This is a genomic window from Ruminococcus flavefaciens ND2009 (genome assembly GCF_000621785.1).
Lineage (GTDB): Bacteria > Bacillota > Clostridia > Oscillospirales > Ruminococcaceae > Ruminococcus > Ruminococcus flavefaciens_C.
Genome location: NZ_KK211347.1, coordinates 345,899 through 362,216 on the forward strand (window position 1 = coordinate 345,899; position 16,318 = coordinate 362,216).

The window sequence follows — 16,318 nt, forward strand, 5'->3', positions numbered from 1 at the left end:
CTGCACCTGATCATAATGTATGTTTTTTGAGGATATATGTGGGCGAGTTCTGTGCAGAAATATTTTCACAACGGTGTTGCTATTACCGGGAATATATGTTATAATAGTAAATCATCAGCAAATTTGCAAAAAGGAGGCGCCTATGTTCTATCTTATCAAAAGCACACTGGAAGAGAGAAAAAATCTCAAGCCAAGAGATTCAAAGGAAAAGTATGTAGCTATTCTTTCCACAGAGGAGTGGCAGAACAACAGCTCAAAGTTCGACATGGGCATCGACCTTGAGGTGGGTACAGCCCATATCGACAGCACCAAGGCTGAAGTGAACTATGATTCACTTACAGGTACATTCTCTATACCAAACAGAAATGACATTTCAGGAAATGTCAGCAGATTTGCATTTGCCCTCGACGAGAAGGGTATCGTTTTCATTGACGATACCGGCGCCGTTAAGGATATAATCAGCGGCATTGTAAAGACCAAGCGCTGGACCGACCCGTCCCTTGAGCGCTTTATCTATGATTTCCTTGAGCAGATCATCTACAACGATCAGAACGTCCTTGCAAAGTTCGACGCCGAGCTGGACGAGATGGAGGACAAGATACTGGCAGGCGACGAGGAGAACTACCCAAAGCGTCTCAGCGAGATAAGAAGCGACCTGAGAGATATGAGGATCCATTACGAGCAGCTGGAGGATCTGGGTCAGGAGCTGGAGGAGAACGAGAACAACTTCTTCAAGCACGAGAACCTCAGATATTTCCGCCTTTTCACTCAGCGCATAGCAAGACTTCACGACACCACAGCCGCATTAAGGGACTATACCGCCCAGATCCGCGAGCTTTACCAGTCACAGCTGGATATAAAACAGAACAGGATAATGACTATACTCACTATAGTTACGACCATCTTCATGCCCCTTACCCTCATTGCAGGCTGGTACGGCATGAACTTCAGGTATATGCCCGAGCTGGAGTTCAGGGCGTCATACCCCATTGTCATAGCTGTAAGTGTGCTTATAGTTATTATCAGTCTTATCTTTTTCCGAAAGAAAAAGTGGCTGTGAACTGAATAGAGCGGCGCTCTGCGCATATCCGCGCAGGGCAATTTCAGCGGTACAGATGTGTGTCTGTACCGATTTTTGTTTTTATGGCAGAAATACCGTCAATGAGCGATCTCACGGCGGAGTTGAATGGTATTGCAGCAAATATACCGTAAAGAGAGGATAGAAAAATGTCAGCGATAATCGAGATCAGAAATGTCACCAAGGAATTCAGGGTGCTCAACCGCCGCGAGGGACTCAGGGGAAGCATCAAGGACCTCTTCTCACGCGATTACAAGACCGTCAGAGCGGTGGACAACATCAGCATGAGCATTCAGCAGGGCGAGATAGTAGGCTATCTGGGACCAAACGGTGCAGGAAAGTCCACTACTATCAAGATGATGACGGGCGTTCTGGAGCCCACCTCCGGCGAGATACTCATCGGGGGAAACATACCATATACCAACCGCACCCGCAATGCTCAGGAAATAGGCGTAGTATTCGGTCAGCGCAGCCAGCTCTGGTGGGCACTGCCCCTGATAGAGTCCTTCCGTCTGCTGAAGGATATTTACATGATAGACGACAAGCAGTATGACAGTATGCTTGAGCTCTACCGCTCACTGGTGGACATAGAACCCCTGCTTCACAAGCCCGTGCGCCAGATGTCCCTGGGACAGCGCACCCTCAGCGATATTCTTGCAGCCTTCCTTCACGACCCGAAAATAGTCTTTCTGGACGAGCCTACCATAGGTCTTGACGTTTCCATGAAGGCAAAGATAAGAACACTTATCAGCGCTCTCAACAAGGAGAAGAATACCACCGTAATACTCACCACCCACGATATGGGTGACGTTGACGCTCTCTGTCAGCGCATAGTCATCATCGACAAGGGCAAGATGCTCTACGATAACGACATCGAACACCTCAAGGGCTTCTTCGGCTCATACCGCACACTGAAGCTCCGCATAGACGGGGACATGAAGGCGAGTGCGGAGAGCATACAGAAGGAGCTTCCCGAGTTTTCCGTGTCAGCTGATGATGAGTGGATCTCGGTGCTGGTGGACGAGGAGAAGGCAAAGGTGATAGACGTCCTTGGAAAGCTCCAGAGCTCCTACAGGATAAAGGATATGCAGCTTGAGGAGATCTCTACCGAGGAGGTAATAAAGAAGATATACGAGGAGGGTGTGGCATGAAGCTGAAAAAGTACCTCGCCCTCACAAGAGCGGGGATAATCGAGGCGCTGCAGTTCCGCCTGGGCTCATTTGTCATAGTTGTGGGAAACCTGCTTTACCTCATCGTTGTATACTTCCTGTGGAAGGCAATATACGCCTCGGCAGGCACTGACGTGGTGAACGGCATGACCTTTTCCGACACCCTGATATATCTTGTGCTTGCAACGGCGCTTTTCAACTTCATGGAGATGTATGCGGTCTGGGAGATAGGACGCGCCATACAGTCGGGAAAGATAGTTCTTGACCTGCTGAAGCCCATGAAGTATAGGACGTATCTGTTCTGGTCCTATTCGGGCTCATTCGTGACCAATTTCTTCATGACCTTCCTGCCCACATTCATAGTAGTTGCCGCAGTCACTCACGGTGCAGTACACCCGGGGCTGAACCTGCTCTGGTTTGTGGTGTCGGTAGTCATGGCGATAATCATAAACTACAGCATAGACTTCATAGTGGGCACGGTCTGTCTCTACACCGAGTCCATATGGGGAATAAACATCATGAAGCAGGTGATAGTCCTTCTGCTTTCGGGAGCCACCATACCCCTTGCATTCTTCCCCGAGGGCTTCCGCAAGGCAGTGGAGTGCCTGCCCTTCCAGTCCATATACAATGCGCCCCTTTCCATACTCCTTGACGCCCACCCCGAGCCGAAAAAGCTTGCCGTGACACTTGGCATACAGCTTCTCTGGTGCGTGGTGATGACGGTAATAAGCAAGCTGTTCTGGAAGGTATCACTGCGCAGGATAACAGTGAACGGAGGCTGATGACATGAAAAGAAAAGGATTAGGCTTCTACCTGCGCATCTACGGAAAGATACTGGCGCAGGACATCAAGAGCAAAATGAGCTATCGTGCGGACTTCATCATCTCCACCATAGGAATGATATTCACCAATATATCCGGATTTATAAGCTTCTGGATACTCTTCCGCAGCTTTCCCGGCATAAACGGCTGGGGCTATTACGAGATGCTGTTCCTCTACGGCTTCTCACTTGTGGCGCTGACGCCCGTGCAGTGCCTTTTCGACAACAACTGGAGCCTGAGAATGAACGTCTACTCGGGCGACTTCATCAAATACTGCTTCCGACCCATAAACCTGTTTTTCTACTATCAGTCGGAGGTATTTGACATCAAGGGACTGGGACAGCTTGCCTTCGGTCTGGGAACACTCATTTACTCCTGGACAAAGATAGGACTTGGCTTCACACCGCTGATACTGCTGAAAATGATAGTCTTTCTCATCACAGCTTCACTGGTCATGGTGGCGATGCAGAACGCCGCAGCGGCTACCTGCTTCTGGATACAGAATTCCTTCTATATCCTTGACCTTGTCACCCGTTTCAAGGACTACGCGAAGTATCCCATAACCATATTCAGTCCCGTATTCCGCTTTATATTCACATTCCTGATGCCCATTGCATTTATCGCATACTATCCCAGTCTTGTGGTGCTGCGTCCCGATAGTGTACCGCTGCTTTCATGGCTTTCGCCCCTTATAGCAGTGGGGTTCTTCTGGCTCAGCTACAAGTTCTGGATGCACGGAGCAATGAAGTACAACGGCACAGGCTCATAAAAAAGCCATTAGCCCTTAGCCATTAGCCCCTTATAGTCCCAACGTGCGGATACTATCCGCCTCTGCAATGGGCTGAAGTCTGACGGTTCAGATCAAATAAGGATAAAATGCCCCGAAGCGTTTAAAATAGGCGCCTCGGGGCATTTTTATATTCAGTCACTAATGAGCTTTTTCAGCTCCGCTTTAAGATACTGATAGCGCTCAAGCTTTTCCTGCTTTGCGAAGTGTACTTCGCGGGATTGCTCAGGGTTGACCTCATAGCATAGCTTTTCGTCACCGAACTGCTCGCTGGTAAGGTCGAACACCGCATCTCCCACCACGTTATAGCAGTGGTAATTCCCGCCGGGGCGCAGTACGCCGTATACCTTGCCGCCGAAAATATCCTGTGCAAGGAAAGCGGTTATGGAGCACTGCCCCAGGGTGATATTGTCCTTGCTCCATTTTTCGCGGAGCCTGGGTGCGCAGGTATATTCGCACCATATCTCCGACAGCGCGTCATAGAGCGCCTGTGGAGAAGCGATGGCGCGGAATTCGTCATTCACAGGGGGAACAACAGCGCTCTCCCAGCCGTAGAAATTATAGCTCATAGAAGTCCTCCTAAATATACATTGCGTCCATAGCAGTGATATATTCGAGGGTGGGGACGAATGTGCCGTTGTGGCGGTCACCGCGGTAGACCTCCCGTCCGTTTTTATAGGCTATGACCTGCGCCATTGGAAACGGCACCCAGATACCGTTGTCAAGGGGCGTGGTGGAAAAGAGTATGCCGTTTTCCAGCCGCTTGAAGCTGAGGGTATTTTTCAGGTTCTTGTGGACATAGAGCAGGTCTCCGTCGTATATCATCAGGTTAAGCTTGTTCCTGGGAGCGTTATCGGCGATGAAGCTGCTGATGAGCTCAAATCTTGCGCGCTCCGTGGGTATGCCTCTTTCCAGCTGACCGTTCACGGCATCGAGCATTGACAGGAAGAAGCGCTCCGAGTCTGTATCGCCTGTCTGGACAGCGGCATACCGGTGATTATGCTTGCCGTTGAAGATGGTCCCGTTGTGTATGAGAGTCCACTCCCTGCCCGAATTATCGGAGCCCGTAAAGGGGTGGCAGTTATTCTCGTCAATGGAGCCCACGGTAGCGAAGCGGATATGTGCAAGGGCGGTCTTCTGAGGCATCATATCCTCCATTACTGCCGTGAGGAGGCTGCTGTCGCAGGCTCTCACAGGCTCTCTGAACACCTCTCTGCCACCGTTTTCACGCATAAGTCCCCAGCCGTGGGGGTGTTTTACGCTGTGAGAAAAGAAGGTGCCGAGATGCTCCGAAATATCTGTCGGTACTGCCGAAGAAAAACCGAGGAGCTCGCACATATCATATCACCGCCTGTCTTAGTATCATGTCAATGTTGTAGCTGCTGTGGGAGCCTATGCTCTCAAGCTTTTTTGCTGCGAAGTCAAGTATTTCCGCAGTTTCGGGATAGTCCCCGAAGAAGGCAGCCATATCGGAGATAATGGCTTTGCCGCGGCTTATGAGCTCCTGTGGAGGAGCTGCCAGTGCCGCCGCCTGATGTTCGCTGACCGCCTTTTGCTGCTGTTCTTCTGTCAGCTCGGTATCGGGCAGTGACAGCAGGTAAAGCATGAGAAAATGTGAGAACCTGAGGCTCCTCTCGTCTATGCCGAGGGGAGCGGATGGGTCTAAGTCAAACATTCTCAGCTCGATATGGTCAACGCCGTTTTCGGCGAGATTTTCAAGACTGTTGAGACCTTTCGGCTTCAGTCTTATGGGCAGGTAAAGCTCGCTTGCTGAGAACAGCATACCCTTTCTGACATAGAAGCTGATGCTCTCCGTAAAAGCCTGTATGCTGCTGTGGTCGAGGACGGGCAGGAACTGGTTCCAGTAGCCTCTGTCACTGTTGCGCATGGACGCGTATTTACTTTTAATTATACCCTTTTTTCCAAGGCTGTCAAGTGACTCATCGTAGTAGGGACTTGCAGCGGTGAGCAGCACAAGCAGCCAGCTATGGCTTATGAGCTGCTTGTAGAGCCTCAGATAGATCCCGTCGCAGAAGCTGCGCATATCCTCGTTTCCGGTGTTCCATTCACGGAGCAGCTCCTCGGGAAAGGAGAAGTTGAAGTGTATTCCCGAAAACAGCATAAGGCTCTTGCCGTATTTTCTCTGGAGCACCTCACGGTAGTCACGCTTTGAGGAGTGGGGACCGCTGAATGCGGCAATGGGTATCTCGTCTTCGCTTTCAAAATAGGGCGGATTGCTGTACAGCCAGATACTCTCGCCCCTTTCTTGGAGCACAGCTCTGGCTTTGCGGTCAAGCTCACCCAGAGAGTCCAGCGCCTGAGAGATACTGCTGCAAACGGGAGTTATGAGCTCTGTCTGGTTCTCGCAGAAATCCCTTGTCATGTGTTCATCGTCGCCGAATGGGTGGGGAGTCTGAGCCAGTCTGCCCCTTCCGTCCACGCGGAGGGTCTCGCGCTCAAGACCAAAGTATCCGTCAAAAATACTGTTCTTTCTTTCCATATATATGACCTCAGATATCGGTAATTTTCACCTGTCTGACGTTTTTCAGCCTTTTCAGCCGCTTAACGGCAGCGTCGGTATCGTGACCGCTGCCGAAGTCCACCTCTGCACGGAAATGGGAGACAGGTATTCCATTGTTATCTGTCAGAACATCAGCTGTATGTGTTATTATGTTACCGTTCAGACGTCTGATGACGTTTGATATTTCACCCACTAGACCTATTCTGTCCAGGGATATAACTTCTATATGCTTCATATTATCACTTCCAAAATAACAGTTTAAAAAAGGAGACATTCCTGCCTCCGCTGTTTACAGTGATATATGCGGGTACACCGTCAATACCTGTAAAAGCAGGGAGGACATGGTATGGAGATTCTGTTTTTGAAGATATAGCTGCACATATCAGATACCTCCCACATTTACATAGTATAATAGTATGTATTGATTATACATTATTATTCTTACTTTGTCAATAGGATTTCTGTAAATAAGATATTGACATTTTCTGTTGGCTGATATATAATCAGTGTATAACTACCAAATCAGTAGGTTATGGCGTTGTAAGGAGTTCAGAGCCGACACAGCTCCTCATCGCTGTCGGTCAGCTCCGTTATAGTGGGGCTGTCTCCGCAGATGGGGCAGTGAGGGGACTTTTTCGGCAGCTTCACCTTCCGCCACTCCATTTTCAGCCCGTCGAAAATGAGCATACTTCCCGTAAGCAGGTCTCCTGTACCGACGATATATTTTATTGCCTCAAGAGCCTGCATAGAACCGATAATACCTGCCATAGCGCCGATGACTCCTGCTTCGCGGCAGCCGGGCACCGCGTCTTTCGGGGGCGGAGCTTCAAAAATGCAGCGGTAACAGGGACCGCGGTCCGGCACGTAGGTCATGAGCTGCCCTTCAAATCTGAGGATACCCGCGTGGGAGAAGGGCTTGCCCAGCATGACACAGGCGTCGTTAATGAGGAATTTTGCGGGGAAATTGTCTGTGCCGTCGATGATAAAGTCGTAATCCTTGATAATATCGGCGATATTTGCGGCAGTGAGCCTCATACAGTACGTGTTTATCTGTATGTCGGGGTTAAGCGCTCCCATGGTCTCCGCAGCGGACTCCGCCTTGGATCTGCCAAGGTCGGCAGTGGTGTGGATTATCTGCCGCTGGAGATTGGACAGCTCCACTGAGTCACCGTCGGCGATACCGATAGTGCCGACGCCTGCCGCAGCGAGGTACATAGCCGCAGGGGAGCCCAGACCGCCTGCGCCGATGATGAGTACTTTAGAGGCGAGGAGTTTTTTCTGTCCGCTGACGCCCACCTCCCTGAGTATGATATGTCTCGAATAACGTCCGAGCTGACTGTCTGAAAGTGCCATTCTGACCTCCTGAAGAAAGGAAAATTATGAAAAAGATAACCGCGGCAGAGCTTGCCGCCGCAGATATGGAAAGCATCACACTGATAGACCTGAGAGAGCCCAGCGAGTTCGCGGAGAACTCCATTGCGGGCTCCGTAAATATGCCCTTTTCGGAAATATGGACCTGTCTGTCGGAAGTTCCTGACCATAAGCCTGTGTACGTCATGTGCAGGACAGGGGACATCAGCCGCGAGATAGTCGAGATCCTTGAGGACAGGGGCTACGACGTCTACAACGTGGAGGGCGGATTTGCCGCCTATACGGTGTACAGGGCTGTGAGTGAAGGTTGATATACTTTGCATATCTGCATAATAAGTATAACACGGAGAGCGGCTTTTTTCAAGCCGCTTTGTTATAGCTTTACTCTATACCGCGGGCTTTATATTAAAGTATCTTATTTACATTATTTACCACGAGTTCATTTGATTTGTCATCAGCGACATTTTTTTCTTCTGCCGATTATTCATGATGTACAATAACAGACATGATATTTCGTGTTGCCTGATACCCGTTTTTCGTTGATTTTACGCCAAGAATGTGATATAATGAACACAATAAAAACATTTTCCATACTATAACAGAGAGGGGTATTACTATGGATCTTCTGCGCAGAGCGGCAGCCGCAATATCCGCAGCAGCAGCTGCTTCTTCACTCATCACCGCAGCGCCCTTCGCCCATGCAGAGGGCGGAGAGCTGCTCATAAACGAGGTCTGCACCCAGAACAAGGCCTCATATACCGACAGCTACGGAAAGGCTTCAGACTGGATAGAGCTGATAAATACTGGCAGCTCCGACCTTGACATCGGCGGCTTCGGCTTGTCGGAGGATCCGTCTGCGGCACCTGTTTTCGTATTTCCCGAGGGAACAGTTCTCGGCGCGGGAAAGCTCCTTGTGATAGCGGCTTCAAAGGACGCCTCCACGGAGAATGAGCTCCACACGGGCTTTGCACTCAGCAAGACAGGGGAGACCCTTGCCCTTTATTCTCCCGACGGCAGCTGTATACAGACACTTGAGGTGCCTGCTCTGAAAGAGGACGAGACCTACGGCAGACTGCCCGTCAGCGGAACCATGAGCAAGATGAGACCTACTCCCGACGCCCCAAATGCGGCGGCAGTGGCTGAGCCTGTTTTCTCAATGGAGTCGGGCTTCTACAGTGCTGAACAGGGACTGTCCCTTAGTCTGAGCTCATCCGACACCATATACTACACACTGGACAGCTCCGACCCTACCACTTCGGGCACAGCGAAGGTCTATTCGGGAGCTATCCCCATGTATGACAGGAGCTCCGAGCCAAACGTGTACAGTGCCTACGAGCATGACAATACGGCGCAGTCCATAATCCTGTCCACCAACTATAAGGCAAGCTCCTCACTTTTCGACAAGGCGACTGTTGTGAGAGCTGCGGCAAAGAGCGCGGACGGCACATTCAGCTCAGTAGTCACCAACACCTACTTCGTCATGGACAACGATAAGCTTGCCTATTATTCAAATATCCCTGTCATATCAATGGTCACCGACCCGGACAATCTCTTTGACCCCGACAAGGGCATATATGTCTGCGGAAACCAGTTCCTTGAATGGAGAAGGACACAGCCCGGAGCCTTCAAGAGCGAGTGGAACTCCTCTAATATCGCCAATTTCTTCTCCAAGGGCAAGGAGTGGGAGAGACCTGCCACTATCACCATGTTTGAGGAGGGCGGACTCTGCTTCACCCAGGATATGGGCATAAGGATAAAGGGCGCCTCCACACGCAACAGCCAGTCCAAGAGCTTCAATATCTACGCAAGGAGCGAGTACGGCGACTCAAAGCTGGAGTACCCCATACTCCCCGATAACCTCAGCTGCGACGACAGCAAGCTGATAAAGAAGTACGATTCCTTCAGTCTCAGGGCTGTGGGCTGGGTGGACCGTATGCGCGAGCTGGCTGTCACCGACCCGCTGAAAAAGCTGGACGACCTTGCCACCTATGACAGCAGGAGATGTATGCTGTTCATCGACGGTGAGCTCTGGGGAATGTACGACCTTCTGGAGAAGTGCTCCGACTATTATATACAGTCCAATTACGGCGTTCCTGCCGAGGACGTTTGTATCATCAAGAACGGCGAGCTTGAGGAGGGAACCGACTCTGCCTATAATGAGCTGAAAGCCCTCAGCGACTACTGCAAGACCCATGACCTGAGCAGCAGCGAGGCTTATAACTATGTGGCTTCTCAGGTTGACCTTGACAGTATAATGATGCACTACTGTGCGGGACTGTACCTGGGTACCTGGGACTGGCCCAACTATAACTATCTTGTGTGGAAAAACGGCGGACAGCCCATTGAGGGCAATGTCTACAGCGATGGAAAATGGCGCTTCGGTACCTTCGACCTTGACTATTCCGCAGGCATAACCTATGAGAGCTTCGGCGGAGTACAGGGCTATGCCCACGATTCCTTCAGAAAGATGGACAAGTCCGTGAAGGAGATGCCCACAACCATATTCAAGGCGCTGCTTGCAAATGATGACTTCAAGAACCGCTTTGCAGCTATGTTCTCGGGCTTTGCAACGACCGTATATGAGCCTGACAAAATGGTTCAGCTCATAAGCCAACAGGAGCAGCAGTATATGCCCTATATGATAATGATGGGCTGGCGCTGGAACAGCGGAACTCCCAAGAAGGACTACAGCGGCTATTCAGCTGACCAGACGGCTTATTACTCCCGCGAGCTCAACACCATGAAGGACTTTTTCAGATACCGTCCCGAATACGCCATGAAGTTCATGAGAGAGTACCTGGGCATCAGCAGCGAGACCCTGTTCTGCACCGTTAAGACCTCAAAGGGCGGTACTGTCGAATACGGCGGAAATACTCTGCCTGCGGTGGACGGATTATGGTCTGGCAGCTTCTCACGAGGAGACAAGCTTACCTTTACCGCAGTCCCCGACAGCGGCTATGAGTTCGGCGGCTGGACAGGTGCTGTGACCTCGTCGGATAAGACAGTGACCGTTACTCTCAATGAGGCTGCGGAGCTGAGCTGCACATTCATAAAAAAGAACTATGAAAAGGGCGATGTGAACCTGGACGGAGCGGTAAATGTCTCCGACCTGGTAATGCTTCAGAAATACATCATAAGAGCCTCTGACCTTGCCGGAAATGACAGGGAGCAGAGCTGGAAGAACTCCGACCTTAACGGAGACGAGGACGTTGATTCTCTGGACGTTTCAGCTCTGAGGAAAAAGCTCATCGGCGTATAAAAAGCGAAAACGGACTGCATTGCAGTCCGTTTTTCATAGTCTTTCTTTAATGAAGCTGAGAAGTCCGCGGCAGCCCTCCTCAATGTCGCGGTAGGCGGTACCGAAGTCGCCGCTGTACCAGGGGTCAGACACGTCGCTCCCCCGACCTGCGAAGGTGAGGAGCTTGTATATCTTCTCCTCCTTGTCGCTGCCGAAAATGCGGTTCATATTGCGGATATTGGCGGAGTCCATTCCCACAAAAAGGTCATAGCGGTCATAGTCCGACTTTTTCAGCTGTACCGCTGTTTTGCCACGGCAGCTCATACCGTGGGCAGCCAGTTCTGCTCTTGCAGGGGGATACACGGGATTGCCCAGCTCCTCTGTGCTGGTGGCGGATGAGGAGATGAACAGTTCATCGCCCAGACCGCTTTCAGCCGCCAGCTTCTTCATTATAAATTCTGCCATAGGCGAGCGGCAGATATTGCCGTGGCAGACAAACATAACTCTTATCATACGTTTTTTCCTCTCTGATTCCATTTTATTTTTCCTCTGCCAAGTCTTTATTAGCGTCACCAATGCACTTTCATTATACCATAATCCTTCCGATTCATCAAGTGCGGAGACGGAACAGATACGGACTGAAAAAATGATCTTACCGCCTTGACTTTGCAGGCATGGGCAGTGTATAATACTTATATGCTTTCCAAAAAAGAAAAGGAATATAAAAATGAAGGTATTTGATTTCGACAACACGCTTTATAACGGAGAAAGCGCGGTAGACCTGGCGCTTTTTATGATTAAGCAGAACAAGAGGATAATCCTGTGGCTCCCCAGGATATTCTGGAACCTGATGAAGTACAAGCTGTGCCTTGTGAACAGGGACAGCATGGAGCAGACCATAAATGAGTTCCTGGGTGTAATACTCCGTGACAAGGAGGAGCTCTTTGAGCAGACGCGGCAGTTCTGGCGGACTCATTCACGCAAGCTGAACAGGAACGTCATAAGCAGGATAAGTCCCGATGACATCATCATTTCCGCAGGTCCCGATTTCCTGCTTAAAGCCATAAAAAAGAAGCTGGGCACCTCACATCTGCTGTGCTCCGAGATAGACTATGATAGCCAAAAGGTGATCCGTCTCAACTTCGGCGAAAATAAAGTGAAACGGTTCAGAGAGCTTTACGGAGATACTGCCATAGACAGCTTCTATACGGACTCCTACAATGACAGGGCTATGATGGACATATCGGATAAGGTATTTCTGGTGAGCAGCGGAAGGATAAAGCGTATAAAATAGCTCCGTCTTCCTTGACATTCCGCGGCAGTGATGATATAATGAAAAAGCCTTATATACCGACAAATACTCAGACATAAAGGAGAGATCTTATGAAGGAAGAAAAAACTGCAAAAAAGAAAAGATGGCCGAAGGTGCTGCTGGTCATACTCATCATCATCGCACTTCTGGCAGGCTTCATCACATTCAATGCCTCAAAGAATATGAAGGTCATGAACAGGACCCTGGATTCGGGCATGGAGACCATTTCAAGATACGCAACAGTCACTCACGTTGACGCAGGGGACTTCTCACAGATAAAGATATACGGTCTTATGAAGTTTAACGTGTCACAGTACGACATCAAGGACCTGGGTAATCTTTCCGTAATGACCGTGAATATGGGCTTTATGCAGATGGTCTCATACGTTATAACTCCATATGAGAAGAATATGCCCCTGCTCTCCATGGACTTCATGTACATAATGGGTAAGCGCAAGGCTTATGCGGAGTTCTATGACCTGGTGCCCGACAAGACTGCTCCCGAATATGCAGGCGTGATCGATGCCATGAAGGAGTTTGAGAGCAAGTACAGCAGCCTTGAGGACATCACCACGGAACCTGCCTGGTATGACGATCTTATGACCGTAGCCCTCCACAAAGCAGGCAAGCGCGCTGATGACGAAAAGATAGAGGAGATGTTCTGCGATGCTATCTCCATATATATGGATCAGGCGAACTCCCTCGAAAAGTTGACTCCCGAGGAGCAGGCTGCGAAGCTGGCACTGACCCAGGAGTACTCCGACAACCTTATATCAAAGGGCGGAGTTTCCACAGATGTGTTCAAGAAGGCACTGGGCGAGGAGAAGACCAAGGAATTTTTTGACAAGGTATTCTTCGGAACAGAGAGCAGAAAGTAATATAATAAAAGCACAAGCCCCTGAGCGGATTAATTGCTCAGGGGCTTTATTCTGTACTTAAAACCGAACTGTCATTTGCATTTGTGACCCGAAGCAGCTTCAAAATTGTACTTTACGATACCCAGGTCAATCTTTGTCATCATGCCGTTCTTGGTGGTGATGACAGGCTCGTCTCCGTCGAGAGTCACGAAGAACTTCTGCTCGTTGAGGGCTGTAGGAGCCATCATGGCAGCGATGAGACCTGTTCTGAACCACTGGGGCATTTCATCGCGGGGGACGTCGCAGAGCTTCTCTACAGGCTTTGAACGGTGCTTGGTGCCCTCGTTGGCGCCGTAGCCGATAGAGATAACGCAGACCAGCTTTTCATCTGAGGCTACTTCTGCCTGCTGCTTGCGTTTTCCGTAGGTACCTGCCACCCAGCAGGTGTTGAGACCCATCTGCTGTGCAGCGAGAACTATCTTCTGTCCGTAATAGCCGCAGAGCTCGTCCAGATTTTCAAGGGACTTCTTGCCGACTAATGCGATATAGTTGTTTGCGTTGGTGAATTTGCCGTAGTGTGCCAGGAAAGTATTGAAGCACATAGGCTCGTCGTAGATTATCTGTATCCTGAGCCCGCTCTCCTCACAGCATGAGCTGATGATCTCCGCAAGCTGGTCTCTGTGCTCCTGAGAGATGGGCTTGCTGAGGTACTGTCTTACGCTGTGTCGTGAGCTTATTGCTTCCTTGATGTTCATAGGATCCCTCTTTTCTGCAAAAAACTGCATTTTTTCTAATTTTAGCACATTTTTGCTCATAATGCAAGATGATAATGATATTTTTTTGTTAAATTCACTGCGATTTTTCGGGAGTTTCCTTGACAGTCCCTCTTTGCGCTGATATAATTGAATAAAAAGGAGTGAGACCATGGACAAGAGGAGCTTTACCCAAAAAGCCGGCATTGCTGCCGACGTGCTCATGTACCTGATACTGCTGGTGCAGATGCTGTACGTCTTTACGGGAAATATCATACATGAATGGCTGGGAATTGGCTTTTTTCTGTGCCTTATAGTTCATATCATACTGAAGCGGAAGGTCATAGCAGGAATGTGGAAGGGCGGAAAAAAGTCTGCTGCAAGACGATTCTCCGACATAGTCACAGTGCTGCTTTTCCTGTGCATAATAGTTCTCATGCTGAGCAGTATGGGAGTTTCAAGGCTGCTGTTCCCCTGGTTCAGGTTTATGGGCAGCAGTGACTTCCACCGCTATATGGCGACGGCGGTGCTTACACTGGCAGTTGTCCACGGCGGTATGCACGGCTTTATCCGCACGAAGAAAAAGAAGACCGCAGCCCTTCTCATTGCCGCAGGCGCAGCAGCTTCCATAGCCATAGGACTGGCGCTGGTGCCCTATATGAACAGGCATTTCAGGACCGTCACCGTTGACCGCTCACAGGCTGTGGAGGGTGAGAAGGTAGAATGGAGCGGCAGCAAGCCCCTTGTGGTGTACTTCACAAGAGTGGGCAACACCGACTTCGAGGAGGACGTTGACGCAGTATCGGGAGCTTCACTCATGCTCTGCGACGGGGAGCTCACAGGCAGCAACAGGCTCATTGCGGAAATGGTATGCAACGCTCTGGACTGCGATATGAAGGCGATAAACGTCACGGGCGAGAAGTATCCCTCCTCCTATGGAGATACGGTCTCTGTTGCAGGAAAGGAGCTCCGCAGCAACGCCCGTCCGGATATTGAGCCTGTGAATGTTTCGGGCTATGACAGTATCATTCTCGTCTATCCCATATGGTGGGGGACGGTCCCCATGCCCGTTGCCACATTCCTTGAGAGCACAGACCTCAGCGGAAAGCACATATATCTCATTGCCACACAGGGCAGCAGCGGCTTCGTAAAGAGCACCGAGGATATATGCGGAATGGCAGAGGGAGCGGAGGTCACCGAGGTGGTGAGCATCTACTGCGATGACATTCCAACAGCCAGACAGACCATTGCGGACGAGCTGAAAAAAAATATCAGGATAAAAAATGTATGACCGCCGTTTACGGAAAACGTAAGCGGCGGTCTTTTTATGTGAAGCCTACAGCAAATCTGTTATCATAACGGAGCTTTTTTGACAGAATGGAGTTGCAGAGACAGTCACTCCGTGATATACTGTACTACGGCTGCTGAGGCAGCCTGATATTATGTTATGATGTTAGACTTTTCTAACAGACGGAGGTTTTTATGAAAGGCAAGGATCTGATAAACATTGGTATTTTTTCTGCCATTTACTTTGTGGTAGTCATGGTATTCGCGATGCTGGGATTTATCCCGGTATTCATGCCGCTCCTGGCTGTGCTGGTGCCCATAGTCGGCGGAATACCATTCATGCTCTTTCTCACAAAGGTGAAGAAGTTCGGAATGATACTCATTATGAGCATTATCATGGGCATTATGATGATACTGACGGGTATGGGCTTCTTCACGGTAATAGTCAGTGCAGTCACAGGTCTCTGTGCAGAGCTGATCTACAGGAGCGGACAGTATAAGAGCGCCGCAAAGGCGGTTCTGACCCACGGCTTTTTCAGTATGTGGCTCTGGGGAAACTACCTGCCCCTGTTCTTCACGGCGGATAAGTACTGGTCCACACGTAAGGATTTCGGTCAGGACTACATCGACGCCCTCACAAAGCTCATGCCAATGTGGATGTGTCCCGTGCTTCTGGTGACTGCCTTTGTATGCGGCATAATCGGCGGACTTCTCGGCAAGGCGCTGATGAAGAAGCACTTCGTCAAGGCAGGGATAGTATGGTAAAGCTTGACCCGAGGACAAAGCTGCTGCTCCTCCTCGCTGAGGCAGTGATAGTTCTGGGACAACTCGGAGGAGGCAATGCAGAGCCCTTCAAGACTGTATTCATGGTTCTGCCCTTCCTGCTGCTCCTCACTGTGAAAAAGTTCAGGACCGCGGTCATCGGTGCAGTGCTCCTTGGACTTGGGCTGGCAGCAGGGCATATCTTCACAGAGGGCAGGGGAGCCATAGTCCTGCTGATGTGCAGCGGCATACTCACAAGGTTCGTGCCAAGCCTTATGATGGGGAATTACGTCATGAGCAGCACCGGGGTCAGCGAGTTCATCGAAGCCTGCTGCACAAATATAATCAGACTGGAGAGCTGAA

General features: G+C 50.1%; 18 protein-coding genes. 11 read left to right on the forward strand and 7 right to left on the reverse strand.

Going from position 1 to position 16,318, the window contains the following annotated elements:
• The first annotated feature begins 142 nt into the window (after nt 1–142).
• The 4 genes from T488_RS0111860 (at nt 143) to T488_RS0111875 (ending at nt 3,837) form a co-directional block, all read left to right on the forward strand.
• On the forward strand, nt 143–1,060 hold the full coding sequence (locus tag T488_RS0111860) for a magnesium transporter CorA family protein (RefSeq protein WP_028520985.1): 918 nt from the start codon (nt 143–145) through the stop codon (nt 1,058–1,060).
• Between the two features lie 167 nt (nt 1,061–1,227).
• Entirely contained in the window at nt 1,228–2,229 is a 1,002-nt protein-coding gene (locus tag T488_RS0111865) for an ABC transporter ATP-binding protein (RefSeq protein ID WP_028520986.1), read from the forward strand.
• Nucleotides 2,226–3,029 (forward strand): ABC transporter permease, encoded by an 804-nt coding sequence (locus T488_RS0111870; protein WP_028520987.1) that lies wholly within the window; start codon nt 2,226–2,228, stop codon nt 3,027–3,029. Before T488_RS0111865 ends, T488_RS0111870 begins: the two co-directional genes overlap by 4 nt.
• A gap of 4 nt (nt 3,030–3,033) precedes the next feature.
• Entirely contained in the window at nt 3,034–3,837 is an 804-nt protein-coding gene (locus T488_RS0111875) for an ABC transporter permease (RefSeq protein WP_028520988.1), read from the forward strand.
• A 152-nt stretch (nt 3,838–3,989) separates the two neighbouring features.
• Here T488_RS0111875 and T488_RS0111880 read toward each other — a convergent pair whose 3' ends face one another.
• The 5 genes from T488_RS0111880 to T488_RS0111900 all read right to left on the reverse strand — a co-directional run bounded on the left by T488_RS0111880 (nt 3,990) and on the right by T488_RS0111900 (nt 7,729).
• Nucleotides 3,990–4,424 (reverse strand): YunG family protein, encoded by a 435-nt coding sequence (locus T488_RS0111880; protein WP_028520989.1) that lies wholly within the window; start codon nt 4,422–4,424, stop codon nt 3,990–3,992.
• Between the two features lie 10 nt (nt 4,425–4,434).
• Nucleotides 4,435–5,193 carry a class II glutamine amidotransferase gene (locus T488_RS0111885; RefSeq protein WP_028520990.1) on the reverse strand — a complete coding sequence of 253 codons (759 nt, stop codon included), beginning with the start codon at nt 5,191–5,193 and terminating at the stop codon, nt 4,435–4,437.
• A 1-nt stretch (nt 5,194) separates the two neighbouring features.
• Entirely contained in the window at nt 5,195–6,355 is a 1,161-nt protein-coding gene (locus T488_RS17840; protein WP_082320519.1) for a glutathione synthase, read from the reverse strand.
• Nucleotides 6,356–6,365: 10 nt separating this feature from the next.
• Nucleotides 6,366–6,611 (reverse strand): hypothetical protein, encoded by a 246-nt coding sequence (locus T488_RS0111895; protein WP_028520991.1) that lies wholly within the window; start codon nt 6,609–6,611, stop codon nt 6,366–6,368.
• Between the two features lie 314 nt (nt 6,612–6,925).
• Nucleotides 6,926–7,729 (reverse strand): HesA/MoeB/ThiF family protein, encoded by an 804-nt coding sequence (locus T488_RS0111900; RefSeq protein WP_028520992.1) that lies wholly within the window; start codon nt 7,727–7,729, stop codon nt 6,926–6,928.
• A 26-nt stretch (nt 7,730–7,755) separates the two neighbouring features.
• Between T488_RS0111900 and T488_RS0111905 the strand changes: the two genes are divergently transcribed.
• Both T488_RS0111905 and T488_RS0111910 read left to right on the forward strand, forming a co-directional pair.
• The gene (locus tag T488_RS0111905; RefSeq protein ID WP_028520993.1) at nt 7,756–8,058 is read left to right on the forward strand and encodes a rhodanese-like domain-containing protein; all 303 of its coding nucleotides are present in this window, start codon (nt 7,756–7,758) and stop codon (nt 8,056–8,058) included.
• A gap of 305 nt (nt 8,059–8,363) precedes the next feature.
• A complete protein-coding gene (locus T488_RS0111910) occupies nt 8,364–11,006 on the forward strand; it encodes a CotH kinase family protein (protein ID WP_028520994.1) in 2,643 nt (880 codons plus the stop codon).
• 33 nt (nt 11,007–11,039) lie between these two features.
• Here T488_RS0111910 and T488_RS0111915 read toward each other — a convergent pair whose 3' ends face one another.
• Nucleotides 11,040–11,498 (reverse strand): low molecular weight protein-tyrosine-phosphatase, encoded by a 459-nt coding sequence (locus T488_RS0111915; protein WP_028520995.1) that lies wholly within the window; start codon nt 11,496–11,498, stop codon nt 11,040–11,042.
• Nucleotides 11,499–11,712: 214 nt separating this feature from the next.
• On the opposite strand from T488_RS0111915, the gene T488_RS0111920 reads away from it, so the two are divergent.
• The gene (locus T488_RS0111920) at nt 11,713–12,279 is read left to right on the forward strand and encodes a haloacid dehalogenase-like hydrolase (RefSeq protein ID WP_028520996.1); all 567 of its coding nucleotides are present in this window, start codon (nt 11,713–11,715) and stop codon (nt 12,277–12,279) included.
• An 89-nt stretch (nt 12,280–12,368) separates the two neighbouring features.
• A complete protein-coding gene (locus T488_RS0111925) occupies nt 12,369–13,175 on the forward strand; it encodes a hypothetical protein (RefSeq protein ID WP_028520997.1) in 807 nt (268 codons plus the stop codon).
• 71 nt (nt 13,176–13,246) lie between these two features.
• On the opposite strand, the gene T488_RS0111930 is transcribed toward T488_RS0111925, so the two are convergent.
• Nucleotides 13,247–13,909: a nitroreductase family protein gene (locus T488_RS0111930; RefSeq protein WP_028520998.1), complete on the reverse strand. Its 663-nt coding sequence runs from the start codon at nt 13,907–13,909 to the stop codon at nt 13,247–13,249.
• Between the two features lie 169 nt (nt 13,910–14,078).
• On the opposite strand from T488_RS0111930, the gene T488_RS20155 reads away from it, so the two are divergent.
• The 3 genes from T488_RS20155 to T488_RS17850 all read left to right on the forward strand — a co-directional run bounded on the left by T488_RS20155 (nt 14,079) and on the right by T488_RS17850 (nt 16,317).
• Complete coding sequence (locus T488_RS20155) at nt 14,079–15,197, forward strand: flavodoxin (RefSeq protein WP_051536446.1); 1,119 nt, start codon at nt 14,079–14,081, stop codon at nt 15,195–15,197.
• Nucleotides 15,198–15,388: 191 nt separating this feature from the next.
• Nucleotides 15,389–15,958, forward strand: a complete 570-nt coding sequence (locus tag T488_RS0111940; RefSeq protein ID WP_028520999.1) for an MptD family putative ECF transporter S component — start codon at nt 15,389–15,391, stop codon at nt 15,956–15,958.
• Nucleotides 15,952–16,317, forward strand: a complete 366-nt coding sequence (locus T488_RS17850) for a hypothetical protein (protein ID WP_051536447.1) — start codon at nt 15,952–15,954, stop codon at nt 16,315–16,317. The genes T488_RS0111940 and T488_RS17850 overlap by 7 nt, the downstream gene beginning before the upstream one ends.
• Nucleotide 16,318: the final 1 nt, after the last annotated feature.

Excerpts from the sequence above, each read along its gene's own strand:
- T488_RS0111940 (WP_028520999.1), top strand. The coding sequence starts at position 15,389 with ATGAAAGGCAAGGATCTGATAAACATTGGTATTTTTTCTGCCATTTAC.
- T488_RS0111910 (WP_028520994.1), top strand. The coding sequence starts at position 8,364 with ATGGATCTTCTGCGCAGAGCGGCAGCCGCAATATCCGCAGCAGCAGCT.
- T488_RS0111885 (WP_028520990.1), bottom strand. The coding sequence starts at position 5,193 with ATGTGCGAGCTCCTCGGTTTTTCTTCGGCAGTACCGACAGATATTTCG.
- T488_RS0111925 (WP_028520997.1), top strand. The coding sequence starts at position 12,369 with ATGAAGGAAGAAAAAACTGCAAAAAAGAAAAGATGGCCGAAGGTGCTG.
- T488_RS0111920 (WP_028520996.1), top strand. The coding sequence starts at position 11,713 with ATGAAGGTATTTGATTTCGACAACACGCTTTATAACGGAGAAAGCGCG.
- T488_RS0111875 (WP_028520988.1), top strand. The coding sequence starts at position 3,034 with ATGAAAAGAAAAGGATTAGGCTTCTACCTGCGCATCTACGGAAAGATA.
- T488_RS0111860 (WP_028520985.1), top strand. The coding sequence starts at position 143 with ATGTTCTATCTTATCAAAAGCACACTGGAAGAGAGAAAAAATCTCAAG.
- T488_RS0111880 (WP_028520989.1), bottom strand. The coding sequence starts at position 4,424 with ATGAGCTATAATTTCTACGGCTGGGAGAGCGCTGTTGTTCCCCCTGTG.
- T488_RS0111905 (WP_028520993.1), top strand. The coding sequence starts at position 7,756 with ATGAAAAAGATAACCGCGGCAGAGCTTGCCGCCGCAGATATGGAAAGC.
- T488_RS17850 (WP_051536447.1), top strand. The coding sequence starts at position 15,952 with ATGGTAAAGCTTGACCCGAGGACAAAGCTGCTGCTCCTCCTCGCTGAG.
- T488_RS0111865 (WP_028520986.1), top strand. The coding sequence starts at position 1,228 with ATGTCAGCGATAATCGAGATCAGAAATGTCACCAAGGAATTCAGGGTG.
- T488_RS0111915 (WP_028520995.1), bottom strand. The coding sequence starts at position 11,498 with ATGATAAGAGTTATGTTTGTCTGCCACGGCAATATCTGCCGCTCGCCT.
- T488_RS0111895 (WP_028520991.1), bottom strand. The coding sequence starts at position 6,611 with ATGAAGCATATAGAAGTTATATCCCTGGACAGAATAGGTCTAGTGGGT.
- T488_RS17840 (WP_082320519.1), bottom strand. The coding sequence starts at position 6,355 with ATGGAAAGAAAGAACAGTATTTTTGACGGATACTTTGGTCTTGAGCGC.
- T488_RS0111870 (WP_028520987.1), top strand. The coding sequence starts at position 2,226 with ATGAAGCTGAAAAAGTACCTCGCCCTCACAAGAGCGGGGATAATCGAG.
- T488_RS20155 (WP_051536446.1), top strand. The coding sequence starts at position 14,079 with ATGGACAAGAGGAGCTTTACCCAAAAAGCCGGCATTGCTGCCGACGTG.
- T488_RS0111900 (WP_028520992.1), bottom strand. The coding sequence starts at position 7,729 with ATGGCACTTTCAGACAGTCAGCTCGGACGTTATTCGAGACATATCATA.
- T488_RS0111930 (WP_028520998.1), bottom strand. The coding sequence starts at position 13,909 with ATGAACATCAAGGAAGCAATAAGCTCACGACACAGCGTAAGACAGTAC.